The organism is Candidatus Palauibacter sp. (assembly GCF_965237495.1).
Classification (GTDB): domain Bacteria; phylum Gemmatimonadota; class Gemmatimonadetes; order Palauibacterales; family Palauibacteraceae; genus Palauibacter.
In genome coordinates this window covers 700,104-722,796 of the sequence record NZ_OZ250143.1, presented here as the reverse complement: position 1 = coordinate 722,796, position 22,693 = coordinate 700,104, and the positions used below count along the sequence as shown (strand labels likewise).

The 22,693-nt window shown below is 70.2% G+C and carries 21 protein-coding genes; 6 read left to right on the top strand and 15 right to left on the bottom strand.

The annotated features are described in order from the left end of the window. Positions 1–162: 162 nt before the first annotated feature. The 5 genes from ACPXY0_RS03030 to rocF form a co-directional block, all read right to left on the bottom strand. Positions 163–423, bottom strand: a complete 261-nt coding sequence (locus ACPXY0_RS03030; RefSeq protein ID WP_423928348.1) for a type II toxin-antitoxin system RelE family toxin — start codon at positions 421–423, stop codon at positions 163–165. Beyond that, on the bottom strand, positions 401–622 hold the full coding sequence (locus tag ACPXY0_RS03025) for a ribbon-helix-helix protein, CopG family (protein WP_423928346.1): 222 nt from the start codon (positions 620–622) through the stop codon (positions 401–403). The genes ACPXY0_RS03030 and ACPXY0_RS03025 overlap by 23 nt, the downstream gene beginning before the upstream one ends. Before the next feature lie 107 nt (positions 623–729). Next, complete coding sequence (locus tag ACPXY0_RS03020) at positions 730–1,974, bottom strand: amidohydrolase family protein (RefSeq protein WP_423928344.1); 1,245 nt, start codon at positions 1,972–1,974, stop codon at positions 730–732. Further along, positions 1,971–3,377 carry an amidohydrolase family protein gene (locus ACPXY0_RS03015; RefSeq protein WP_423928342.1) on the bottom strand — a complete coding sequence of 469 codons (1,407 nt, stop codon included), beginning with the start codon at positions 3,375–3,377 and terminating at the stop codon, positions 1,971–1,973. The genes ACPXY0_RS03020 and ACPXY0_RS03015 overlap by 4 nt, the downstream gene beginning before the upstream one ends. Positions 3,378–3,510: 133 nt before the next feature. Continuing rightward, entirely contained in the window at positions 3,511–4,419 is a 909-nt protein-coding gene (gene rocF / locus ACPXY0_RS03010) for an arginase (protein ID WP_423928340.1), read from the bottom strand. A gap of 131 nt (positions 4,420–4,550) precedes the next feature. Here rocF and ACPXY0_RS03005 point away from each other — a divergent pair, with 131 nt between their 5' ends. Genes ACPXY0_RS03005 through ACPXY0_RS02995 form a run of 3 tightly spaced genes read left to right on the top strand, consistent with a single transcriptional unit; the run spans position 4,551 to position 8,966 of the window. Continuing rightward, the gene (locus ACPXY0_RS03005; protein WP_423928338.1) at positions 4,551–7,421 is read left to right on the top strand and encodes a hypothetical protein; all 2,871 of its coding nucleotides are present in this window, start codon (positions 4,551–4,553) and stop codon (positions 7,419–7,421) included. Beyond that, complete coding sequence (locus ACPXY0_RS03000) at positions 7,336–7,950, top strand: amidohydrolase family protein (protein ID WP_423930547.1); 615 nt, start codon at positions 7,336–7,338, stop codon at positions 7,948–7,950. Before ACPXY0_RS03005 ends, ACPXY0_RS03000 begins: the two co-directional genes overlap by 86 nt. Next, positions 7,947–8,966: a TolB family protein gene (locus ACPXY0_RS02995; RefSeq protein WP_423928336.1), complete on the top strand. Its 1,020-nt coding sequence runs from the start codon at positions 7,947–7,949 to the stop codon at positions 8,964–8,966. The genes ACPXY0_RS03000 and ACPXY0_RS02995 overlap by 4 nt, the downstream gene beginning before the upstream one ends. A gap of 301 nt (positions 8,967–9,267) precedes the next feature. On the opposite strand, the gene ACPXY0_RS02990 is transcribed toward ACPXY0_RS02995, so the two are convergent. Beyond that, positions 9,268–10,391, bottom strand: a protein-coding gene (locus ACPXY0_RS02990) for an IS3 family transposase (RefSeq protein WP_423928334.1) whose coding sequence is annotated in 2 segments (ribosomal slippage) — positions 9,268–10,118 and positions 10,118–10,391 — 1,125 coding nt in all. Because the reading frame shifts where the segments join, the coding sequence is not laid out codon by codon here. A 94-nt stretch (positions 10,392–10,485) separates the two neighbouring features. Here ACPXY0_RS02990 and ACPXY0_RS02985 point away from each other — a divergent pair. Next, positions 10,486–13,281 (top strand): amidohydrolase family protein, encoded by a 2,796-nt coding sequence (locus tag ACPXY0_RS02985; RefSeq protein WP_423928332.1) that lies wholly within the window; start codon positions 10,486–10,488, stop codon positions 13,279–13,281. Between the two features lie 40 nt (positions 13,282–13,321). Here ACPXY0_RS02985 and ACPXY0_RS02980 read toward each other — a convergent pair whose 3' ends face one another. From ACPXY0_RS02980 to trpC, 7 genes are all read right to left on the bottom strand, one after another. Continuing rightward, positions 13,322–14,557 carry an amino acid ABC transporter substrate-binding protein gene (locus ACPXY0_RS02980; RefSeq protein WP_423928330.1) on the bottom strand — a complete coding sequence of 412 codons (1,236 nt, stop codon included), beginning with the start codon at positions 14,555–14,557 and terminating at the stop codon, positions 13,322–13,324. A gap of 68 nt (positions 14,558–14,625) precedes the next feature. Beyond that, positions 14,626–15,249, bottom strand: a complete 624-nt coding sequence (locus ACPXY0_RS02975) for a VOC family protein (RefSeq protein ID WP_423928328.1) — start codon at positions 15,247–15,249, stop codon at positions 14,626–14,628. Positions 15,250–15,293: 44 nt separating this feature from the next. Continuing rightward, positions 15,294–15,539 (bottom strand): carboxymuconolactone decarboxylase family protein, encoded by a 246-nt coding sequence (locus ACPXY0_RS02970; protein ID WP_423928326.1) that lies wholly within the window; start codon positions 15,537–15,539, stop codon positions 15,294–15,296. Between the two features lie 75 nt (positions 15,540–15,614). Beyond that, entirely contained in the window at positions 15,615–15,833 is a 219-nt protein-coding gene (locus ACPXY0_RS02965; RefSeq protein ID WP_423928324.1) for a hypothetical protein, read from the bottom strand. A gap of 2 nt (positions 15,834–15,835) precedes the next feature. Further along, on the bottom strand, positions 15,836–17,041 hold the full coding sequence (gene trpB / locus ACPXY0_RS02960; RefSeq protein WP_423928322.1) for a tryptophan synthase subunit beta: 1,206 nt from the start codon (positions 17,039–17,041) through the stop codon (positions 15,836–15,838). Next, entirely contained in the window at positions 17,038–17,706 is a 669-nt protein-coding gene (locus ACPXY0_RS02955; RefSeq protein ID WP_423928320.1) for a phosphoribosylanthranilate isomerase, read from the bottom strand. Before ACPXY0_RS02955 ends, trpB begins: the two co-directional genes overlap by 4 nt. Beyond that, entirely contained in the window at positions 17,703–18,557 is an 855-nt protein-coding gene (gene trpC / locus ACPXY0_RS02950; RefSeq protein WP_423928318.1) for an indole-3-glycerol phosphate synthase TrpC, read from the bottom strand. The genes ACPXY0_RS02955 and trpC overlap by 4 nt, the downstream gene beginning before the upstream one ends. Positions 18,558–18,724: 167 nt before the next feature. On the opposite strand from trpC, the gene lexA reads away from it, so the two are divergent. After that, positions 18,725–19,333 (top strand): transcriptional repressor LexA, encoded by a 609-nt coding sequence (gene lexA, locus ACPXY0_RS02945; RefSeq protein ID WP_423928316.1) that lies wholly within the window; start codon positions 18,725–18,727, stop codon positions 19,331–19,333. A 222-nt stretch (positions 19,334–19,555) separates the two neighbouring features. On the opposite strand, the gene ACPXY0_RS02940 is transcribed toward lexA, so the two are convergent. Beyond that, positions 19,556–20,311, bottom strand: a complete 756-nt coding sequence (locus tag ACPXY0_RS02940; RefSeq protein WP_423928314.1) for a hypothetical protein — start codon at positions 20,309–20,311, stop codon at positions 19,556–19,558. A 211-nt stretch (positions 20,312–20,522) separates the two neighbouring features. Next, positions 20,523–21,533: an anthranilate phosphoribosyltransferase gene (gene trpD, locus ACPXY0_RS02935; RefSeq protein WP_423928312.1), complete on the bottom strand. Its 1,011-nt coding sequence runs from the start codon at positions 21,531–21,533 to the stop codon at positions 20,523–20,525. 81 nt (positions 21,534–21,614) lie between these two features. Here trpD and truA point away from each other — a divergent pair, with 81 nt between their 5' ends. Then, complete coding sequence (gene truA / locus ACPXY0_RS02930) at positions 21,615–22,409, top strand: tRNA pseudouridine(38-40) synthase TruA (RefSeq protein WP_423928310.1); 795 nt, start codon at positions 21,615–21,617, stop codon at positions 22,407–22,409. Positions 22,410–22,693: the final 284 nt, after the last annotated feature.

The window sequence follows — 22,693 nt, the reverse complement described above, 5'->3', positions numbered from 1 at the left end:
ATCCTTCGCTCCTTCAGCTTCGCGCGGCCCGCGGACGGGCCATCGTGGGCGCCCCGGCGCGCTACGGCCGGGCCATCGGCGCCCACCCATGGTCGAACACAGGATTATCGGAGATCCGCCGGGAGGCGGCCAGCCGGGCGGAGTCTTGCCAGGTGCCGCAGGCTAACTCCGCCGGTAGGCGGTCCCACGCTGCGCGACGCGCAGGACAAGCACGACCAGTGCGTCCTCGAGCACCTCGTACACGACCCGGTAGTCGCCGACACGGACGCGCCGGAGGCCGCGGAGGCCTCCCTTCAGCGAACTGCCTGCGAGGGGGTGCTCCGCCAACGCATCGATGGCCTCTACGATGCGTAAACGGTCTCGCTTCGGAATACGGGCGAGCGCCTTGGCCGCGCTCTGCTTAATCCGAACGGAGCAGGTCACCCCTGACCTCATCCCAGTCCAGCACGGGATCGCCGGGATCGCGCAGTCGCTCCACCGCGACCGTCAGATCGTCAAAATCCTCCAGATACCGCTCCAGAGCGTGCCGCACGATCTCGGCCCGGCTTCGCCTCAAGGCCGAGGCCGCCGCATCCAAGGCTTCGACCATCGTATGGGGCACGCGCGCCGTAATCTGATCCATTCGGGTCTCTCCGACATCATGTTAGGAGTGATCTAATGTCAACGAATGTCAATCAGATTACCCTACTCCCGCAGGCCTTCCCCGGCAAGCGAGCGTGAAAGGGCTGGCTATGGGTCGATGCGACGGTAGCGCTCGAAGAGTTGCAGCTGCCGCGAGGTCGTATCGACCTGCCGGCCATCGATGAAGACGGTCTCGGCGTAGCCGGCGAAGTCGAGCGGGTCGTCGGACCAGATCACGACGTTGGCCCGTTTGCCGGGCTCGATGCTTCCGACCGCGTCGTCGATGCCGAACGCGCGGGCCGGCGCCAGAGTGATGGCCTCCAGCGCATCGTCCCAGTCCATCCCGTACCGGACCGCGTTGCCGGCCTCGTGCGTGACCTGACCCACCCGGTGGGAGCTTCGCGTGGTGAGGATCACGTCGACGCCGGCCGCCGAGAGCAGGCCCGGATTCTCGTATCGGGTGGAAAGCCGGTCGAACTGCGTGGGCAGATTCGCGAGCGCCCGGACCATCACGGGCACCCCGGCCGCGGCGAGGCGATCCGCCAGCAGCCATGCTTCCTCCCCTCCGTCTATGACCATGCGAAAGCCGTATTCAGCCTGCATTTCGAGCGCCATCTCGATGTCGGTCGCGCCGCTGGCCCGGACGATGAGGGGGATCTCCCCGGCGAGCACCGCGGTGATCGCCGCCTGGCCCGGCTCGCCTGCGCTCTCCTCCACCTCGTCCCGGGCGTCTTCGAGCGCTTCGCGAAGCTCCATGACCGCACCGGCCCGGCTCCCCCCGGCGGCCGCCCCGGGACCGGGGCCGAGGGACGCGTAGAGCGCCACCGGATCGCGGAACAGCACCTCGGCGCGCGTGGCGCCGAGGGTCGTGAGCGCCGCGCCCTGCCCGGAGAGGACGCCGCCCGTGGGCGACGTGATCGCGCTGGTGACCCCGTCGGCCCGGGCGATCGCGAACAGCATCGATCGCGGGTCGAGCCCGTCGCTGACCCGGAACGCACTCCGGTTCGCGCCCCGGTCGAGACTTCCGTGCCGCGTGGACGCCACGGCGCCCACCTCGACGAGGCCGAGCTGCGTGCCGGCTTCGATGAGACCCGGCGTGACCACGTTGCCGGTCGCATCGACGATGGCCGCGTCTCCGATGGGCACCTCCGCGGCCGGCCCGACTGCGACGATGCGGCCATCCTCCATGAGGACGACGCCGTTCTCGATCGGCGGCCCCGCGACGGGATGCACGGTCCCGCCGGTGATCGCGATGGTCTGAGCGGCCGCGCCGGCCGCGCCGACGACGAACGCCGAGAGCCCGAGCGCAATGCACGCCCCGCGCCGCGTACGTTGAATCCGGGAGGGGGTCATCGGCCGCCTCCCTTCTTCACCAGCCCGAGTTCGAAGTCGCTCACCCGCTGGTAGTCGGAGTCCTTCCGGTCCCAGCGCAGCGCTCCGTCGATCCACACCTGATCGGGGACGGAGTAGACCGAGAACGGATCGCCGGACCAGAGCACGAGGTCGGCGTTCTTCCCGACCTCCAGCGTCCCCACGCGGTCGTCGATCCCGAGGGCCCAGGCCGGGTTGGCCGTGACCCAGCGCAGTGCTTCGTCGCGCGAAATCTCCATCCCCCGCCGACGGCCGGCCCACATCGACTTGGCGGCCTCGTGGTTCATGTACTGCGCGCGCATGTCGTCGTCGGAATGAATGATCGCGCGGGCGCCCGAGGCGGAGACGAGGGCGACGTTCTCCGGGATCCCGTCGATCGCCTCCATCTTGAATCCCCAGTTCTCCGACCACATGGAGGCGGAGGTCCCGCTCTCGGCCAGGAGATCGCGGATCTTGTAGGCCTCGACCGCGTGGTGGAATGACCGCACCCGGAAGCCGAACTCGCGTGCCACCTGGAGGTTGGTGGCCATCTCGTCCGCCGTGTAGCAGTGCCACTGCACGAGGATGTTGCCCCTCAGCACTTCGGCGAGCGTCTCCAGGCCCAGGTCGCGGTCCGGCGGCCCACCCCGGGGATCGGCCAGCCACGCGTCCCACTCGTCACGGTACTTCGCCCCGGCGATGAACGCCTCCCGGTAGCCGAAAACGTTGCCCATCTTCGTGGTGGGGAACTCGTCGCCGCGCTTCGGATTCTCGCCGCAGGCCAGCTTGACCGTGCGGGGCGCGTCGGGGAACAGCATCTCCTGGGGCGTGCGGGCGGGCACGGGCTTGACGGTCACCCCGCGCCCCTCGATGAGATCTCCGGAGCCGGGCAACAGTTGCAGTGTCGTCGTCCCGCCCGCGAGGACGCGCACGAACCCGGGACCCTGCGGCCAGATCGAATGTTCGATCCAGACGCCGGGCGTGGTCATGCCGGTCTCGTTGTTGTCGAAGCTCGTCGGAACCTCGGGCGTCGCGGACACGCCGAGGTGCGAGTGCGAGTCGATGAGACCCGGCGTCACAAAGCGCCCGGTTCCGTCGAGGATCACCGCGTCCGCCGGCGCCTCGACATCGCGGCCGATCTGCACGATGATCCCGTCTTCGAACAGGATGCTGCCGACGTATTCCTCGCCGGCCGCGGTCATCAGCACCGCGCCCCGGATCAGGGTCGCCGGATGCCCGGGTGCGGCGTAGGTCGAGCGCCACGCGCCGTTGGGGACGCCGTGGCGAAGGTCGGCCAGCTCCGCCGCCGTCGGTTGCTGCGCGCCCGCGGGTCGGGCCAGGCCGAACCCGGCCAGCCCGATGGCCGCGACGGTCGCGAGGAGCAACCGTTCAATCGTGTCGCGCATGTGACCCCCTCGATCGTGGTTCCCGCGGCGACAGCTGCGATCGAAAGAATCCGTCAGGCCTGCGCCGCGCCGCAAGTCGGCGAACCGGGGCGCCCCTGCCCGGGCGGAGCGTTGCGGGACTGCGGCGTGTCTGCTAGAGGATCGTGGCGCCGAGCGCGGAGGCAACGAGACCAACGCCCAGTTCGGCCGTCTGGTTGCGGTCGTCGAGGACGGGGTTGAGTTCGACGAGTTCGAGGCTCAGGAGGCGGCCGGAGCGCGACGCCTTCTCGCACACGAGGTGCCCTTCCCTGTAGGTGAGGCCGCCTCGGACGGGGGTCCCCACGCCGGGCGCGATGCGCGGATCGAGCGCGTCGAGGTCGAACGAGAGGTGGAAGCCGGCGGTTCCGGCGTTGGCGCGCTCCAGCGCCTCGTCCATGCAGGGACCCACCCCGCGTTCGTCGATCTCGGACATCGTGAACACGCGCACGCCGAGTTCGCCGATGAGTCGCTTCTCGCCGCGATCCAGATCCCGCGCACCGAGGACGCTCACGTTCTCGGCGCGAACGCTCGCCCGCCCGCGCGTGAGTCGCGGCTCTCCGCGCCCCAGCAGCACGGCGAGCGACATCCCGTGGATGTTGCCGCTGGGCGACGTGCGGGGCCGGTTCATGTCCGAGTGAGCATCGACCCAGATGACGCCGATGGCGCCCCCCCGCGGCCGGTAGTGTTCGGCCACCGCCGCCACCGATCCGATCGAGAGCGAATGGTCGCCCCCGAGCACGAGCGGCGTGCAGCCGCGGTTCAGCCCCTCGCGCACGGCCGCACGCGTCCGCTCGGCGACCTGGGCGACCTCATCCAGGTAGCGCAGTTCGCTGTCCCCCACTTCGGTCGTCTCGAGTCCTCCGGCGGTCAGCGTGCCGAGTTCGGAGACGGTGTGGCCGATGGCCTCGATCTCCCGGCTGATCCCCGCGATGCGGAGCGCGGAGGGGCCCATGTCCACCCCCCGCCGGCCGGCGCCGAGGTCGATGGAAACGGAGATGAGCGCGATGTCTCTGTGGTTGCCCAAGGATCGTTCCCTTTGTCGTTCCGATTTCTGTTGGTCGCGAGTGCCAGGCGACACTACTATTCGCCTCGTACGTCGTCGTGCAGAAGATCGCGTAGAAGGATACACCACAACCCCGGGAACGGAGTCGGCGCATGTTCTCGTTCCATCGTCGCCCCTGGGCGGCCGTCCCGCTGCTGCTCATGCCGCTCGCGGCGCTCCCCGTGCAGGGCCAGGAGGAGGAGAAGAAGGATCCCGACCGGGGCCTTCCGCTCGAACCGGCCCGCTGGGCGCGCTTCACGACCAGCGAGGGGACCTGGATCTCGCTCGACGTGAGTCCGGACGGCGAGACGATCGTCTTCGACCTTCTGGGCGACCTGTACCGGATGCCCATCACCGGAGGCGAGGCGACGCGCCTTACGAGCGGCCTGCCGCACGACATTCAGCCGCGCTTCAGCCCGGACGGGATGCGGATCGTCTATGTCTCGGACCGGAGCGGGGACGACAACGTGTGGCTCATCGACGCCGCCGGGGGCGAACCGACGCAGCTGAGCAAGGGGATCGGGAGCACCTTCCTGTCGCCGGAGTGGATGCCGGACGGCAAGTACGTCCTGGTGTCGAGGGCGCGGGCGTTCTTCGGGCTGGAAAAGCTGTGGCTGTACCACGTGGACGGCGGGACGGGGCTCGAGATGGTGGGCGGCTCGGGGGCGCAGCGCATGCTGGGCGCGACGGTGGACGCCGAGGGTCGCTACATCTGGTACGCCCAGCGCTCGGGCACCTGGCAGTACAACGCGATCTTCCCGCAGTACCAGCTGTGGGTCTACGACCGACGGACCGGTACCCGGACGCCGATGACGAGCCGCTACGGCTCCGCCTTCCGGCCCGCGCTCTCACCCGATGGTCAGGTGCTCGCGTACGCGACCCGCGAGGACGCCGACACGGGCATCCGGCTGCGCGACCTCGACTCCGGCGAGGAGCGCTGGCTTGCGTACCCGGTGCAGCGCGACGATCAGGAGTCGACGGCGTCGATGGACGTGCTGCCGGGCTACGCCTTCACGCCCGACTCGGAAGCGCTCGTCCTGTCGTACGGCGGGAAGATCTGGCGCGTGCCGGTCGACGGGAGCGACCCGGCCCAGATCCCGTTCACGGTGGAGGCGGAGGTCGCGGTCGGGCCCGAGGTGGACTTCGAGTACCCGATCGAGGATACGCCGACCTTCGTCGTCAAGCAGATCCGGGACGGGAAGCCGTCGCCGGACGGGACGCGCGTGGCCTTCACCGCACTGGACCGGCTCTACGTCGCCGACCTGCCCGACGGGACGCCGCGGCGGCTCACGCAGGACGAGGTGGGCGAGTTCCACCCGGTGTGGTCTCCCGACGGCCGCGACGTGGCGTACGTGACGTGGGACGACGACTCGGGCGAGGGCCACATCCGCCGTGTGTCGGCGGACGGCGGCGCGAGCACCAACATCACGCCCGAGCCCGCGTACTACCAGCAGATCGCCTGGTCGCCGGACGGCGGCCGTATCGTGGCCATCCGCTCGTCGCGCCGGAACGTGCAGGAGGCGATCGACCCCTTCATCGGCTTCGGCCTCGACTCCGAGTTCGTATGGGTCCCCGCCGAGGGAGGGAACATCACGGCGATCGGCCCCACGGGCGGGCGGCGCGCCCCGCACTTCACGTCGGACCCGGACCGCATCTACTACTACGGGACGGCGCGCGCGGACCCGGTGCCCGGGTCACCCACCCCGCCCACTCCCACGACCGCGCTCTCGTCCGCCCGCTGGGACGACACGGACCGGCGGCAGCACCTTCAGGTGTCGGCCCGGGCGGACATGGACGCGGGCGGCGTCCCGTCGCGGTACGGGCGGTACGACCGCTCCCCCCGGTCGGACCTCCCCATGCCGCCGACTTTCGACGACGACGAGCCCCGCGAGCAAATCATCGTTCTGCTGGGCGCGGACGCCGTCATCATGGCTCCCCAGGGTGACCTCGCGATGGCGCACGTAGGGCGCGATGTGTACGCGGTGACCGTACCGGACCTCGGCGCCACGCTGCCGAGGATCGATGTCGCGAAGCCGGACTCGGCCGGCGTGCCGGTCTGGAAGCTCAACGAACTCGGGGCCGAGTTCCCCACCTGGGGCGCGGACGGACGCACGGTCCACTGGTCGCTGGGCAACGCCTTCTTCACCTACGATCTGGACGCGGCCGCCGCAGATACGGCGTACGCCGCGGCGGAACGGCAGGTCGAGGTTTCGGCGGAGCGCGACATCCCGCGGCACCGTCGTCCTGCGCGGCGGACGCGCGATCACGATGAACGGCGACGAGATCGTCGAGAACGCCGACATCGTCGTCACCGACAACCGCATCGCCTCGGTGCGGGCGGGGCCGGGCGACGTGCCGGAGGGCGCCCAGGTCATCGACATCGGCGGCAAGACGGTCGTGCCCGGGTTCGTGGACACGCACGCCCACATGTGGAATCTGTGGGACTTCCACTGGGCGCGCCCCTGGATCTACCAGGCGAACCTCGCCTACGGGGTGACCACGACGCGCGACCCGCAGACAGCCACGACCGACGTGCTCTCCTACGAGGACATGGTGCGCGCCGGCCGCATGGCCGGGCCGCGCATCTATCACACCGGCCCGGGCGTGTTCCGGTTCGACTTCATCCGCAGCTACGAGCACGCGCTCGAGGTACTGCGGAAGTACAGCCAGTACTACGACACGAAGACGTTCAAGATGTACATGGCGGGCAACCGGCGGCAGCGGCAGTGGCTGATCATGGCGGCGCGCGAACTGGGGCTGATGCCCACCACCGAGGGCGGCCTCGACTATCGCCTGAACATGACGCACGCCATGGACGGATATCCGGGGGTCGAGCACACGATGCCGATCATTCCGGCGTACCGGGATGTCGTCGAACTGTTCACGACCTCGGGGACGGTGAACACGCCCACCCTCCTCGTCTCCTACGGCGGACCGTGGGGGGAGAACTACTTCTACACGCACGAAGACATCTTCGGCGATGAGAAGCTGACGCACTTCACGCCGAAGCGGGAACTCGACTTCAAGGCGCGGCGCCTCCAGACGACGGGCCCCGGCCCGGGCGGCTGGTTCGCCGAGGAGGAATACGCCTTCCCGAAGCACGCCGCGTGGCTGGCGCAGCTGGTGGAGAACGGCGGAAACACCGGCATCGGGAGCCACGGGCAGCTGCAGGGCCTCGGCTACCACTGGGAGCTGTGGGCGCTGCAGAGCGGCGGCATGGACGAGCACGACGCGCTGCGCGCCGCGACGCTCATGGGGGCCGACGCGATCGGCCTCAGCGGCGACCTGGGCTCGATCGAGCCCGGCAAGCTCGCGGACCTCGTGATCCTCGACGCGGACCCGCTCGAGGACATCCGCAACACGAACACGATCGACAGGGTGATGATGAACGGGCGACTCTACGACGGCGACACGCTCGACGAGCTGTGGCCCCGGCAACGGCCCGCGCCGCACGAACCGTGGAGAGACACGGCGCCCGCCGTAAGCGCCGGGCTCCGGGGAGGTGACCGATGAACCGGCGCGCGAGGGTCCTGAGGACGGGAGCGGGGGCCGCGGCGCTGGCGGCGGTGGTCGGTGCGGCGACCGTCGTTCCCGCGGCGGCCCAGATGTTTGGGCCCGGCGGTCCCGAAGAACGGGAGCCGCTGCCGCTGCGGGGCGCGCGTACGGCCAGCTTCACGGCAACGGAAGGGACCTGGATCTCGCTCGACGTGAGTCCCGACGGGTCGATGATCGTCTTCGACCTCCTGGGCGACCTGTACACGATGCCGATCGCCGGCGGGGAGGCGTCGCCCCTCCTGACCGGGATGGCGTACGAGACGCAGCCGCGCTTCAGCCCGGACGGCGAGTCGGTCGCGTTCATCTCCGACCGCAGCGGGGGCGACGCGCTGTGGACCCTGCGCCTCGATCTCACGGACACGACTCAGGTCGCCGGCGGCGGGTCGAGCCTCATGCTGTCGCCCGCGTGGAGCCCGGACGGGGAGTACATCGTGGCCAGCCGCACCACCGGGCTGGGAGGCGTCGCGCAGCTCGCCATGTACCACGCGGAGCGCGGCTCACCCCTGGCGCTGCCCGGATCTTCCGCCGTCAAGCGGATCGGCGCGGCGTTCAGCCCGGATGGACGCCACATCTGGTACGCGGGCGGCTTCGGCGACTGGCAGTACAACGCGGCCCTGCCCCGCTACCAGCTGTACCGCTACGACCGCGAGCTGGGCACGACGACGACGATGACGAACCGTTACGGGTCGGCGTTCCGTCCCGCGATCTCGCCGGACGGCCGCTGGCTCGTGTACGGGACCCGCTACAACGCCGACACCGGCCTCAGGAAGCGCGATCTCGAGACCGGGGAGGAGACGTGGCTCGCCTATCCCGTGCAGCGCGACGAGCAGGAGTCGCGGGCGCCCCTCGACCTCCTGCCGGGCTACGCCTTCCTCCCGGACGGCTCCGCGATCGTCGCCTCGTACGGCGGGAAGATCTGGAACATCCCCATGGATGGGGGAGAACCGACGGAGATCCCGTTCGAGGCGGAGTGAGGTGGTCTTACTTCGTTGGACAGTCCGAGGGCAAAGTTAAGGTGGATTCCGAGTGGTTGTGAGAGCCCTCGGGAGCCTTCTCCGTGAGTTGTCTTGGGGTGGGTGCTCCACCCGTGGGTCCTCCACCGGCAGGGGAAGGACAGCTTCCAACATGGGCCCCGGTGGCCGGGAGGGGAACCCGGCCGGGGAGCGGGGCTTGGCCGCCGTCGGCGCGAGGCGCCCGGGATGGGCGGATCCCGCGTTGCGCCCCGGCCCCGCGGGCTCACCAGGGCGCGCCCCGGCAGGCGCAAGGATCCGCCGTTCACGCCGTCCCCTTGCCGTTGCGGTAGGCCTCGCCCGGCGTCCGCCCGCCGAGGGACGAATGGGGTCGCACCTCGTTGTAGAAGTCGAACCAGGAGCCGATGATCCGTGCGGCGTCGAGCCCGTCCCTGAGTTCATGGAGGTACACGGCCTCGTACTTCAGCGACCGCCACAGCCGCTCGATGAAGATGTTGTCGAGGAAGCGGCCCCGGCCGTCCATCGAGAACGCCACGCCCGCGTCCAGCACCCGGTCGGCGAACGCCTCGCTGGTGAACTGGGAGCCCTGATCGGTGTTTAGGATCTCCGGGGCCCGCCAGCCCAGCGCGTCGTCCAGCGCCTGGACGCAGAACGACGCGTCCATCGTGTTCGACAGCCGCCACGCGAGCACGTGCCGGGTCGCCCAGTCCATCACCGCCACAAGGTAGAAAAACCCTTGCGTCACGGGGACATAGGTGATGTCCGCGCACCACACGTGGTCCGCCCGCGAGATCTCGAGGCCGCGCAGCAGGTAGGGAAAGACCCGGTGCTCCGAGTTCGCCACGCTCGTGCGCGGCCTCCGGTAGGTCGCCTCCATTCCCATCAGCCGCATGAGCCGCCGGATCCGGTGCCGGCCCACGATGACGCCCTCGCGGCGGAGATGGCGCATCATCTGCCTGCTCCCGTAGAACGGGTACTCCATGTGCAGCTCGTCCATGCGCCGCATGAGCGCCAGGTTCTCCGCGCTCTCCCCCTTCGGCCGGTAGTACCGCGAGGACCGGCTCACCCCCACCAGCGCACACTGCCTTGAAAGACTCAGCGGTCCGCCCCGCTCGATCATCCGCACCCGCTCCGCCCGGCTCAGCGCTTGAGCCCGCGCCGAAAAAAATCCCGCTCGACCGTGAGCTCCCCGATCTTTGCATGCAGGTCCCGGACCTTCGCCTCGTGCTCCTTCGCGAGCTTCCGGCCCGCGCCCCCGGCGAACACCTCCGGCAGCCCCTCGAGCAACTGCCGCTTCCATGTGCTCACCTGGTTCGGATGAAGCTCGTGCCGCCTCGCGATCGCCTGCACGCTGTCGTGCTCGCGCAGCGCCTCCAGCGCCACCCGCGCCTTGAACTCCGGCGTGAACCGTCGTCTCTTCCCGGCCATCTCGGTGCCTCCTCTTCCGTCCTGGAATCCACCTTAACGACCTGTCCAAAAAACTGGGACCACCTCAGAGGTCGAACTCAGCGTCGGTCCCCAGGTGAAGTTCGAGTACCAGATCGACACGACCGCGATGGTCACCGCGAGCCAGATCCGGAGCCCCGTCGTCGGGCCCGGGGGCGCCCAGGTCGTCTTCACCGCCTTCGACCGTCTCTGGATCCGTGACCTGCCTGAGGGCGAGGCGCGCCGGCTGACTGACGGGGACGCGGGCGAGTTCCATCCGCAGTGGTCGCCGGACGGCGCGTGGCTCGCCTACGCGACGTGGGACGACACGGACGGCGGCCACATCATGAAGGTGCCGGTGGCCGGCGGCGAAGCCGTGCGGCTGACCGAGACGGCCGCGTTGTACTCCAACGTGGCGTGGTCGCCGGACGGCGGGCGCCTCGTCGCCACGCGCGGCGCCGCCCGCCAGCTCAAGGAGGCCTCGGGCGCCTTCTTCGGCCCCATTGGGGGCGAGTTCGTGTGGGTGCCGTCGGCCGGGACGCCGCCGGCCGAGGCGGAGGTCATCTCGCCCACCGGACTCCGCGACGTGGCGCACTTCGCCGCGGACGATCCCGACCGCATCTACGCCTACAGTCCGGTCGAGGGGCTGGTCTCCTTCCGCTGGGACGGCACCGACGTACAGCGACACCTGATCGTGCGCGGTCGCCAGGGGATCGCCGGGATCGGCGACCCCCACCCCAACGAGTGGGAGTTCCTGCCGCGCCGCGTCTTCCCGTGGCGCCAGGGGCCCGACCCCACGGATCCCGAGTCCCGCGCGGAGGCGGGCGGTCCGTCGCCCGCCGGGCTCGTCATGCTCTCGCCGGAGGGTGACCGGGCCTTCGCCCAGTTCGGCCAGGACATCTTCGTCGTGGATCTGGCCGAAGTGGGGGACCAGCCCCCCGAGATCACGCTCTTCCGGCTGGACGACTCCCCGGTGCCGGTCCGCAAGCTCACCGACGTGGGCGGCGAGTTCCCCTCCTGGGCGCCCGACGGCGGATCCCTGCACTGGGCGCTGGGGAACGTCCTCTTCAGCTACGACCTCGACCATGTCGAAGCCGAGGAAGAGGAAGAGGAGGAGACCGCCCATGCGCGGGCGCTGCTGCGCGTAAGGGCGGCGGCGATCACCGACACGCTCGAGGAGAAGCACGCCGAGGCGGACAGCCTCGAGAATGCCGACGAGGAGGTGCCGGAGGAGCTTGAGGACGAGATCATGCGGCTTCAGGCGGACTCGGTGCAGGTCGTCGCCGACTCGCTCATGGCGCGCGCCGACTCGATCCGGCAGGCGGCGGAAGAAATCGCGGCGAAATCGGCCGCGGTCCGTGCGGGCGACGAAGAGGTCCTGGCCGACACGACGGAGACGTACGAGGCCGTCGAACGCAGGATCGAGACGCAACTGCCGCGGGACATCCCGCGCGGCACGGTGGCGCTCAGGGGCGGGCGGATCATCACGATGACCGAGGTGCCGGACGACGCCCCGGCCGACACCGCGGGGGCAGCGGCCGACACGGCGGGGGCAGCAGCGGCCGACACCGCGGGGGCAGCAGCGGCCGACACGGCGGCGGCCCCCGATGACGCGGCGGCGGAGCCGGACGAGCCCGCCATGAAACCCCTCATCATCGAGGACGGCGTCGTGCTCGTGACGGACAACCGAATCGTCGCGGTGGGTCCGGCGGACTCCGTCGAGGTGCCCGACGGCGCCACGGTGATCGACGTGAGCGGAAAGACGCTCGTCCCCGGCTTCGTGGATACGCACTACCACGCGCAGTGGCTCGTCCCCGAGATCCACCCGGAGGAGGTGTGGCAGTACCTCGCGACGCTCTCCTACGGGGTCACGACGACGCGCGATCCGCAGACCTCCTCCACCGACATCCTGAGCTATACGGACCGGGTGCGGACGGGCGGCATGACGGGACCCCGCATCTACTCGACGGGACCCGGCGTGTTCGCCGGCGAGAACCTCCGCGACGCGGACCATGCAAAGACCATCCTGCGCCGCTACGCGGAGTACTTCGATACGAAGACGCTGAAGATGTACATGACGGGAAACCGTCAGCAGCGTCAGTGGATCATCCAGGCGGCGCGCGAACTCGAACTGATGCCGACGACCGAGGGCGGACTCGACTTCAAGCTCGACATCACGCACGCGATCGACGGATATCCCGGCATCGAACACAACCTTCCGATCGCGCCCATCTATTCGGACGTGGTCGAACTGTTCAAGACGTCGGAGACGACGAACAGCCCGACGCTGCTCGTCTCCTACGGCGGTCCCTTCGGCGAGAACTTCTTCTACACCCACGAGGATGTATTGGGGGACGACAAGCTCGCGACCTTCGTACCCAAGTCGAACATCGACGCCCGGGCGCGACGGCGCGGACCCGGCGCGGGCGGGAGCCCCGGACAGGCCGGCTGGTTCCTCGAGGAGGAGTACGTCTTCCCGCGCCACGGGGAGTTCGTGAAGAAGATGCTCGAGGGCGACGCCCGCATGGGGGTGGGAAGCCACGGGCAGATCCAGGGCGTGGGGTACCACTGGGAGATGTGGGCGATGGGTTCCGGGGGCGCGTCGAACTACGACATCCTCAGGGCCGCGACCATTCTCGGCGCCGAGGCGATCGGGTTCGGGGAGCAGATCGGGAGCCTCGAGGAGGGCAAGTTCGCCGACCTCGTGATCCTGAACGCCAACCCGCTCGACGAACTCCGGAGCACGGTCGACATCCACTATGTGATGAAGGACGGGCGACTGTACGACGGGATGACGCTCGACGAGATCCATCCGGAGGCGCGGTCCCTGGAGCGGCAGCGCCCCGCCGAGGAGAGCGCGGCCAGCGCCGCCGCCGGGATCCGGAGGAGGTAGGTAAGCCCGGCCGGTCGCGGCCGCCGGGGTCACGCCGGGGTCAGCGCATGAGGCACGGGGTCGCGTTGGCGACGGCCCAGGGGTGGATGATGCGCCGGGTGAGGCCACCCGCCCCGTCGTCCTGCCACTGGACCTGCAGGCCCGTGAGCGCGCGCTGCACGCCGGCCCGCAGGTCCTCGAGCGGGTAGACGCTGTACGGGCCCAGCACCGTCTCGGTCGTGGCCGTGAACAGGAAGTCGCGGATCGCGCTGCGGTCCGCGTCTCCCGTGGCGGAGATCGCCTGGTCGATCCCCTCCGCCAGGAGTTCCACCGCCCCGAAGCCCGCGGCCGGATGGTAGCCGGGTGTCGTTCCGTACGCCGCCTCATGGCGTTGGACCATCGTCTGGCTGTCCGAGATGAAACCCGACGTGCGGATCGTCGGGTCCCAGGCCGCGTTACCCGCGACGCAGCGCGCGGCTTCGCCCACCTCGTCGAGGAAGGTGGGTTCCGCGGGGCCGAGAAGAAGGCTCATGAGGAGCGGCCGGTAGCCCACGGCGGTCGCGGCTCGCGTGAACTCGATCGCGTCGGTGGCGTATCCCCCGCCGATGAATAGCGTCGCACCCGCATCGCGGGCCGCGGCCACGAGCGCCTCGTGGTCCGCGGCCCCGACCGCGTAGGAGGCGGCCAGGACGATGTCGAGTCCGTGCACCGCGGCCCCCACGCGCACGCCTCCCGCGACCGACGCCGGGAAAGCGGTATCCTCCCATACCAGGGCGACGTCGCGAGCCCCCACCAGGGCGGCCACTTCCACGGAGCCCTTGAGGTAGCTGGGAGCCGGGTTCAGGAGTTGGGCGCTCCACTGCCTCTGTCGCCCCACCCACAGTTCGGGCGCTGCCGCCGCCGGCGCCACGAGCGGGATGCCGGCCGCCTCGGTGACGTCCAGGACGGTCTTGGTGATCGGGCTGCTGTAGGGGCCCAGCAGGACGTCGATCGTGTCGGAGGCGGCGAACTCGGCGTACAAGCGGGCGCTCGTCTCCGCGTCGCTTCCATCGTCGCGAAGCACCAGCTGGACGGGCCGTCCGCGCACGCCGCCCTGCTCGTTGAGGATCTCGACCGCGAGGCGGTATCCGCGCGCGACTTCGTTGCCCATGTCGCCGTGGCGTCCGCTCTGGGCGATGGCCGCCGCGAGCGTGATCGGTCCCCCCTCCGGCTCCGGCTCCGGCGCGGCCGGATCATCGACGCAGCCGGCCGTCACCAGCGCCGCCAGCACCAGGCCGGCCAGATATTCGTGTTTCATGGAATGGTTGCTCCAACCTTTAGGGCTCGGGTCTTCCGCGACCGCTGCGAATCTGCGCCAGGGGAGTTCTAGCGCAACTCCACCTCATCGCCGCTCAGGGTGCGGATCCTCGCCACGAGCGCGGGTTCGGGCCCCTCGTCCACCTCGAGTGCCAGAGACAGCGCCGCCAGCGTGGATCGTACCGGGGCGGGGTCCGTGTGTTCAGCCCGGAACGAGATCAGCTGACCGCCCGGCGGGGTCGCGCGGGCCGGGTGCGGGGTCGTCCCCCAGTCGATGAAGAAGGGCACGAGGCCGTCGTGAAGGGACGCGCCCAGAGACGTGACTTCCCAGCGGAGTTCCGTGCCGTCCGGCCGGAGCCGTGAACCGGGCCGAACCTGCCCCAGGGACACGCCGCGGCCCGAGGCCCTCGTGACGAGCGCGTCGAGCTCTGTCGCCCGGGCGGCCCAGGTGACGAGCCTCGGTTCATCGAGTTCCGCGATCCCGAAGGGGGGCGGCGCCCCCCCTTTGGCTGCCTCAGGGTCCGGGCCGAGGATCTCCAGATAGACATCGCGGCCGAGCGAGAGCAGATAGTTCGCGGTGCCCAGATTCTCGTGCCGGCCGCCGAACGCGGCTTCGACGCCGAGCCGGTCGGCCACCCACGACACGCCGTCGAGGAGGTCGGCCGTGCCGAGCAGCAGGTGGTCGAGGTTCATCGGTACGGGCCCCGGCGCCGGCGGCGGGAGAGTAGCCAATTTCGTCAGCCTTTCCTGTCTTCGCGTTCGACGCCGAGGCCGTCGGCGATCCGGTTCACGAACGCGTAGTAGCCGGCGATCGCGCACATGTCGTGGATCGCGCGATCGTCGAAGCCGCGCGCCCTCAGCGCCTCGACGTCGGTCGCCGTGATCTCTCCGGGGGTGCGGGTGAGGCGCGCCGCGTAGTCGAGCATCGCCCGGTCGGCCTCGTCCAGTTCCGCCTCCGTATGGTCGGCGGCCAGGGCGGCCACGAGTCGCTCGATCCCTTCAGGGGAGCGGCCGGCGGGGCTGAGCAGGCGACGGAGACCCTCCCCGTGATGGACGATTCAGTAATGGCAGTCGTTGAGCCCCGAAACCGTCACCGCGATCATCTCCCGTTGAATCCGGGAGAGGGGGCCCGGCCCGTACATCAGCTCCCGGTAGAGATCGTAGTGCAGCGGGATGACGCGGCTGTGGACGCCGTGGATGCGGATGATGTTGTCGTCGTCCGGGACGCGATCCCCTTCCGGGACCTGCTCCGGATCCGGATAGTCGATGAAGGCCACGCTCAGGAGGTCCCGCCCGGATCGAGGAGGCGGGCGACCTCCTCCACATCCTTGTCCCCCCGCCCGCTGAGGCAGATGACGACGTTCCGGCCCGCCCAGCGCGCGGCCTCGCGGCGGAGACCCGCCAGCGCGTGCGCGCTCTCGAGGGCCGGGATGAGGCCCTCGAGCCGGCACAGATCCTGGAAGGCGGCGAGCGCCTCGTCGTCCGTCACCGACTCGTAGCGCACCTGGCCGGTCTCCTTGAGCCACGCGTGCTCGGGTCCGACGCCGGGATAGTCGAGACCCGCCGAGACGGAGTGCGCGGGGATGACCTGCCCGTCCGCATCCTGAAGCAGATAGCTGTAGTTGCCGTGCAGGACGCCGGGCTCGCCCGCGGTGAGCGAGGCGGAGTGCCGGCCGGTCTCCAGACCGTGGCCCGCCGCCTCGATGCCGACGAGTTCCACGCGCTCGCCCGCGTCGCGCTCCCGGTTGCTCTCGATGAACGGCGCGAAGATGCCGATCGCGTTCGAGCCGCCGCCGACGCAGGCGAAGAGGGCGTCCGGCGCCACCCCGCGTTCCGCGAGTTGCCGGACGGTCTCGTCTCCGATCACGCGCTGGAAGTCGCGCACGAGGCCCGGATACGGCGCGGGGCCGACGACGGAGCCGATGATGTAGTGCGTCGTGTCGACGTTCGTGACCCAGTCGCGGATCGCCTCGTTCGTCGCGTCCTTGAGGGTCCGGCTCCCGCTCGAGACCGGGATGACCTCCGCCCCGAGCAGTTCCATGCGCTCGACGTTGAGCGCCTGGCGCCGCATGTCCTCCTCGCCCATGTAGACCGCGCACTCGAAGTCGAGCACCGCGCAGGCGGTGGCGGTGGCCACGCCGTGCTGCCCCGCCCCCGTCTCGGCGATGATCCGCGCCTTGTTCATCCGCCGCGCGAGGAGCGCCTGCCCCATCGTGTTGTTGATCTTGTGGGCGCCGGTGTGGTTGAGGTCCTCCCGCTTGAGCCACAACTCGAGGCCGAGGGCGGCGCCGAGGCGCGACGCCCTGTAGACGGGCGTGGGCCGGCCCACATAGTCCGCCAGGCTCTCCTCGAGGTCCCGGCGGAAGGAGGGATCGTCGCGGGCCTCCGCCCACGCTTCGGTCAGTTCGTCGAGCGCCGGGATCAGCGTCTCGGGCACGAACTGCCCGCCGAAGTCGCCGAACCAGCCGGGGGCCGGGCTGCTCATCTCGCCTCGGCGGGGGCGGGGACGGGGTTCGCCGCTTCCCCGACGACCGCGAGGAATTGGAGGATCTTCTCGATCGACTTCTCCCCCGGGGCCCGCTCCACGCCCGAGGAGACGTCGACGATGTCCGGGCGTCCTTCACCGATCGCGCGCGCCACGTTGCCCGCGTCCAGCCCGCCCGCGAGGACGAGCGCGCAGCGGTCCCGGTCCAGTCCCGACAGCCACACGTGCGGGAAGGCGGACCCGGTGCCCCCGGGTCCGCGCGGCGAGAATCCCTCCACGAGGATCGCGTCGGCGGCCTCCCGGTACTCGTCCCAGCGGCGGATCAGGGTGTCGCCCGAGCTGGGCCGGATCCCCTTCCAGACGCCCAGTCCCTCGGCCCGCAACTCGTCGCAGACCCGGGGCGGCTCCGCGCCGTGGAGCTGCGCGATGTGAAACCCCGCGGTGTCCCGCTTCCGGAGGATCTCCGCCGGGCTCGCGTCCAGGAACACGCCCACCGCGCGCGTGTCGCCCTCGAGCACCCCCACGACGGCAGCCGCCGCCTCGGCCGTCACCTCCCGCACGCGGGCGGCGAACACCACGCCCACGTAGTCCGCGCCGGCCCGGGACGTCACCGCGGCGTGTCGCGGCTCCCGGAGGCCGCAGATCTTCACCCGAACCGGGGTCATGAGGCGCCCCCGGCGTCCACGCCCTCGACGCCCGCCGCCTGCATCGCGGCGCGCCGGGGACGCCGGGGGTGTCCGACCAGCGCCTCGACGCCCGCCGCCGGATCGCCCGCCATCAACCAGCCGCCGACGAGGACCGCGTCGGCCCCCGCACGGCCCGCGGCCGCGGCGTCTTCGGGCGAACGGATGCCGCTCTCGGCGACCGCGACGACTTCCGCCGGGAGCCGTGCGATCAGGCGCAGCGACTGCTCCAGATCGACCTCGAAGGTCGCGAGATCCCGCGCGTTGACGCCGACGATGCGGGCGCCGGCCTCGAGCGCCCGGTCGATCTCCTCCTCGTCGTGCGCCTCGACGAGCGCGGCGAGCCCGAGTTCTCCGCTCAGCTCGAGGAGTTCACGCAGCCGGGCGTCGGCGAGTGCCCGGACGATGAGCAGGACCGCGTCGGCCCCCGCGGCGCGCGCCTCGTACAGCTGGACCGAATCGAGGGTGAAGTCCTTCCGGAGGAGGGGGACGCCCACGGCGCCCCGGGCGGATCTCAGATCGTCGAGCGAGCCGCCGAACCAGGGCCCGTCGGTGAGGATCGAGATCGCCGACGCGCCGCCCGCGGCGTACACGCTCGCGACACCCGCCGCCTGAGCGAAGGGATTGATCTCGCCGGCCGAGGGCGAACGCCGCTTGAACTCGGCGATCACGGCCACCTCGCCGGGCCTGCGCAGGGCGGACTCGAACCCGCGGGGGGGCGGCGCTTCCTCCGCCTCCGCCTGCGCGCGGATCGCACTCCGGAACAACTGCAGGCGGGCGACCTCTTCGCGTTTCGCGGCGAGGATTTCGTCGAGGATCGTATTCGGTGTCATGGCGCCAAGCTGCGACGGAGCGGCCTCGACGGCCACCGGGGGGTCGGCGACCCTCCCGGGCCTTCGTCGACCGGGGTTGCAATTCGGTTCATGTTCGGGTAGGTTCGGCGGACGTTCGGTACCCCGCAAGGGGTCAAGGTAGCGCCTCAGGACCGGGACGGGAAACGATGGCTCTCACGAAGCGGCAGCGCGAGATGCTCGACTTCATCGAGGGATTCATACGGTTTCGCAGGTATTCGCCGAGCTTCGAGGAGATCGCGGAGGACTTCGGCTACCGCTCGCTGGCGACCGTTCACGAGCACCTCGAGAACCTCCAGGCGAAGGGCTACATCCGCAAGAATTACAACGAGAGCCGGTCCATCGAACTCGTGGAGGGGAAGCTCCGCGTCGCGGCGGTGGAACTGCCCCTGTACGGCAACGTGGCGGCCGGCCAGCCCATAGAGGTCATTGAGGAACAGGAGACGGTCTCCGTCCCCGAGGACATGATCTCCGGATCCCTCAGCGAGCACTATGTGCTGCGGGTGCGCGGCGATTCGATGATCAATGAACAGATCCGTGACGGTGACTACGTGATCGTCCAGTCGCGGGAGACGGCCTACAACGGCGAGATGGTGATCGCCCTCGTCGACGGCGAGAGCGCGACCATGAAGAAGTTCTACATGGAGCCGGGGCAGATCCGTCTCCAGCCCGCGAATCCCGCGCTCACGCCGCTGTACCTCCAGCCGTCGCGGGTGAAGATCCAGGGCGTGGTGATCGGAGTGATCCGCCGCTACTGACGCCCGCGGAAGGACCGCGCCACCTCTGTCCGGAGCCCCGCCCGGGGCTCCGGACGATGTAACGACGGAGGACCGCTCTCAACTCCCCGAGAGTACCCGTCCCGACGGCCACCCACCTCCCACCTATAACCGTCGGGGCGGAGGTTCCCGTCACCGGATCGACGGTGTCGGGTCAGCTGCCCGGGCTTCTTCACCCACCATATGCCTCGCATCTCCGAGACGTTACCGAAGGAGAGGCCCGACGTACTCCGTGACGAACGCGGCCACCAGTTGATCGGCCCCGATCCGCTCGAGTTCCGTGAGCGTGCAGCCGGGCCATGTCCTCGCCTTCCGGTTCAGAGTGCTCCGATGGAAGCCCAACCGCGCGCCCACGGCCTTCCAGTCCAGACCGAGGTCCCTGAGTTGGTGCGCCCTCAGGATTACCAGCGCTCCGAGGAGCCGGTTCAACGTGGCGGGCTCGGCGGCTGCCTGACGGAACTGCTGGAAGAGGGTGACGGGAGCGCAGCGAACGGCGTTGGCCAACTCCGCCACGTTGCGAAACGGCCCGCTTCCGGCCTGGCGCAGGCTGCGCACCAGGGCCCTGCGAAGGGCCGGAGGCAACGTGGACCGCCGGACGGCCTCGGCCAGATGCCAGAGGGCGGCGGTCCTGCGAGCAGTCTCGATCCGGGGCTGGAGCTGCGTCTGCAGATCGGCAAATCGGACGAGGGCGAAGACGCGCATGCGGTTCGGCAAACGCGCGACACTCCTCCCACGATCCGTCACGAGGATGACGGGTACCCACGGCATTTTCCTCTCGATCTCCCGGAGGAGTTCGAGCATCTCGCGCGGGCACTGTCGTCGGCAACCGACGATCAGGCAGTCAATGTCCGCGTCATCCGCATTGAATCCTCTCGCGACGTCCAGCAACTGTCCGGCGCCGCCGATTGCAGCGTTTATTCGCTCCGCATCCCCGTGCGTATCCGCAAGGATCCGGATCATTGTTGTGTATACTTTCCAGGAGGCGTGGCGAAACCACTTTGACCGACCCTCCCACAATGGTTTGAAGCGTATTGACGGGGCCGCCATCCAGAGGCCGCCGCCGCGTCGAGCGCGACGGCAGCGCGGCCGACCCCGTCCTCTACCGGAAGTCTACCCGCCCCGGGAAGACCGCGTTCCTCGCAATGGTCATGGTCCGGCCGCCCAGGGTCGATCAGGCGGTCGGACGGAACTCCCGCAGGGACTTCAGCCAGGCGTGCGCGGCACCGGAGTCGATCGACCGCTCGGCGGCGGCGACGCCCTCGGCCAGGGTGTCCGCGGCGCCCGCGGTCCAGAAGGCGGCTGCCGCGTTGAGGACCACGGCGGCGCGGCCCGCCCCGCCCTCGCTTCCGCCGACGACCCGTCGCACGCGCTCCGCGTTCTCCGCCGGTTCGCCTCCTGCCAGCTCGGCGGGATCGTACTCCGGCCAGCCGAAGTCGGACGGCGCGACCTCGAACTCGGAGAGGACGCCGGCTTCCACCTGAAACACGCGGGTCGGGCCGAGCGGACTCAGTTCGTCCATGCCCGGTTCGCCGTGGACGACGAGCGCCCGCTCGTGTCCGAGTTCGAGGAGCGCGTCGGCCACGAGGCGCTGGAGGTCGGGGTGCGCAACCCCCACGATCTGACGCCGCACGCCGGCGGGGTTCGCGAGCGGGCCGAGCAGGTTCATGATCGTGGTGACCCCGAGCGCCGCGCGGACGGGGCCCACGTGCCGCATGGCCGGGTGGTGGGCCGGCGCGAACATGAACACGAACCCCGTCTCCTCGAACATCCGCCTCTCGTCCTCCGGGGAGAGCTGGATGGGGACGCCTAGCGTCTCGAGCACATCGGCGCTCCCGCACTTCGAGGTGAACGAGCGGTTGCCGTGCTTGGCGATGCGGACGCCGCCCGCGACGGCCACGATGGAGGCGGCGGTCGAGATGTTGAAGGTGGTCAGCGTGCCCCCGCCGGTGCCGCAGGTGTCGATGATGCGGTCGTCGTCGAGGTCGAGGGGGACCATCGCCTTCCGCAGCGCGCGGACGCCGCCGGCAACCTCGGCCGGCGTCTCGCCGCGCATCCGGAGGGCGGTGAGGAGCGCGGCCATCTCCGCCTGCGTCGCCTCGCCGCTCATGAAGCGGTCGAAGGCGGCTTCGGCCGCGGCCGCATCCATCGTTTCTCCGGAAAGCACCCGTCGGACCGTGTCCATCACCTGAATCCTCCCTGGCAACCCCTGACGGGAGCGCTGCTGCGATTCCCCCCGCCGGGCGGAAGCTGCTAGTCTTCGCGGATGTCGGATTCCGCAGCCTCCCCGACCCGCTTGCGGGCCACCATCGAGTACGATGGCACCTCTTTCCACGGATCCCAACTACAGCCCGGCGTGCGCACCGTCCAGCGCGAGGTCGAGGCGGCGCTCTCGAAGCTCTTCGACCGGCGCACCCGGATCGACCTCGCCGGACGCACGGACGCGGGCGTGCACGCGACGGCGCAGGAGATCGCCTTCACTCCTCGGCGCCGCTGGGATGCGGACGAACTGGCGCGCGCGCTCGGCGCCGTCCTGCCGGATGACATCGGGGTTCGGCGAGTGCGGGCGACGGCGGCGGACTTCCATCCGCGTTTCGACGCGGAGGCACGGCGGTACCGCTACGCGATCGCGCTGGGGGGACGGAGACGCCCGTTTCTGCGCGACCGCTGCTGGAGCCCCGCCTGGCCGCTGGACCCGGACGTGCTCGCGCGGCTGGCCGCCGCCATCCCCGGCGAGCGGTCTTTCGGACGGTTCGCCCGCGCCGGACAGCCGGAGCGGGGCACCCGATGCAGGGTCCGGCGGGCGGTCTGGAACTTCGACCGTCCGACGTTCCCCTTCTTCGAGATCATCGCCGACCGCTTCCTCCACCACATGGTGCGCTATCTGGTCGGGACGTCGGTCGAGATCGCTGCCGGACGCCGGCCGTTCGACGACCTGGGTCGCCTCCTCGCGGACGAAGCCGGTTCGAGACCCGTCTTCCCCGCCCCGCCCCAGGGTCTCTATCTGGCCGGCGTCCGCTACGCAGGCGAGTGGAGCGCCAGCCCTGGCCTCCCGTGGTGAGTTTCTCTTCGGTCGAACCAGATCGTTGGACCCCAGGCCAGACGAACCCCGAACTCAACACAACCGGAGATATAGCGCGCGTCGCGAGCGTGTCACGACTGGCATTGGCTCAGGAATCTGTGATATGTCGGGGGCGTACCGGGGTGGTCCTGGCGACGGAACTGGCCCGCGCTCCGTCCCGCACGGGCCAGTTCCGCCGTCCGCATCAACCGTCGTCATCGTCGGGGTGGTAGACCATTCGCTCGTTGCAGACCTGCACCTCGAACAACCACAAGTCGAGCTGC

Excerpts from the sequence above, each read along its gene's own strand:
- ACPXY0_RS03025 (WP_423928346.1), bottom strand. The coding sequence starts at position 622 with ATGGATCAGATTACGGCGCGCGTGCCCCATACGATGGTCGAAGCCTTG.
- ACPXY0_RS03020 (WP_423928344.1), bottom strand. The coding sequence starts at position 1,974 with ATGACCCCCTCCCGGATTCAACGTACGCGGCGCGGGGCGTGCATTGCG.
- ACPXY0_RS03015 (WP_423928342.1), bottom strand. The coding sequence starts at position 3,377 with ATGCGCGACACGATTGAACGGTTGCTCCTCGCGACCGTCGCGGCCATC.
- ACPXY0_RS03005 (WP_423928338.1), top strand. The coding sequence starts at position 4,551 with ATGTTCTCGTTCCATCGTCGCCCCTGGGCGGCCGTCCCGCTGCTGCTC.
- ACPXY0_RS02995 (WP_423928336.1), top strand. The coding sequence starts at position 7,947 with ATGAACCGGCGCGCGAGGGTCCTGAGGACGGGAGCGGGGGCCGCGGCG.
- ACPXY0_RS02980 (WP_423928330.1), bottom strand. The coding sequence starts at position 14,557 with ATGAAACACGAATATCTGGCCGGCCTGGTGCTGGCGGCGCTGGTGACG.
- ACPXY0_RS02975 (WP_423928328.1), bottom strand. The coding sequence starts at position 15,249 with ATGAACCTCGACCACCTGCTGCTCGGCACGGCCGACCTCCTCGACGGC.
- trpB (WP_423928322.1), bottom strand. The coding sequence starts at position 17,041 with ATGAGCAGCCCGGCCCCCGGCTGGTTCGGCGACTTCGGCGGGCAGTTC.
- ACPXY0_RS02955 (WP_423928320.1), bottom strand. The coding sequence starts at position 17,706 with ATGACCCCGGTTCGGGTGAAGATCTGCGGCCTCCGGGAGCCGCGACAC.
- trpC (WP_423928318.1), bottom strand. The coding sequence starts at position 18,557 with ATGACACCGAATACGATCCTCGACGAAATCCTCGCCGCGAAACGCGAA.
- lexA (WP_423928316.1), top strand. The coding sequence starts at position 18,725 with ATGGCTCTCACGAAGCGGCAGCGCGAGATGCTCGACTTCATCGAGGGA.
- ACPXY0_RS02940 (WP_423928314.1), bottom strand. The coding sequence starts at position 20,311 with ATGATCCGGATCCTTGCGGATACGCACGGGGATGCGGAGCGAATAAAC.
- trpD (WP_423928312.1), bottom strand. The coding sequence starts at position 21,533 with ATGGACACGGTCCGACGGGTGCTTTCCGGAGAAACGATGGATGCGGCC.
- truA (WP_423928310.1), top strand. The coding sequence starts at position 21,615 with ATGTCGGATTCCGCAGCCTCCCCGACCCGCTTGCGGGCCACCATCGAG.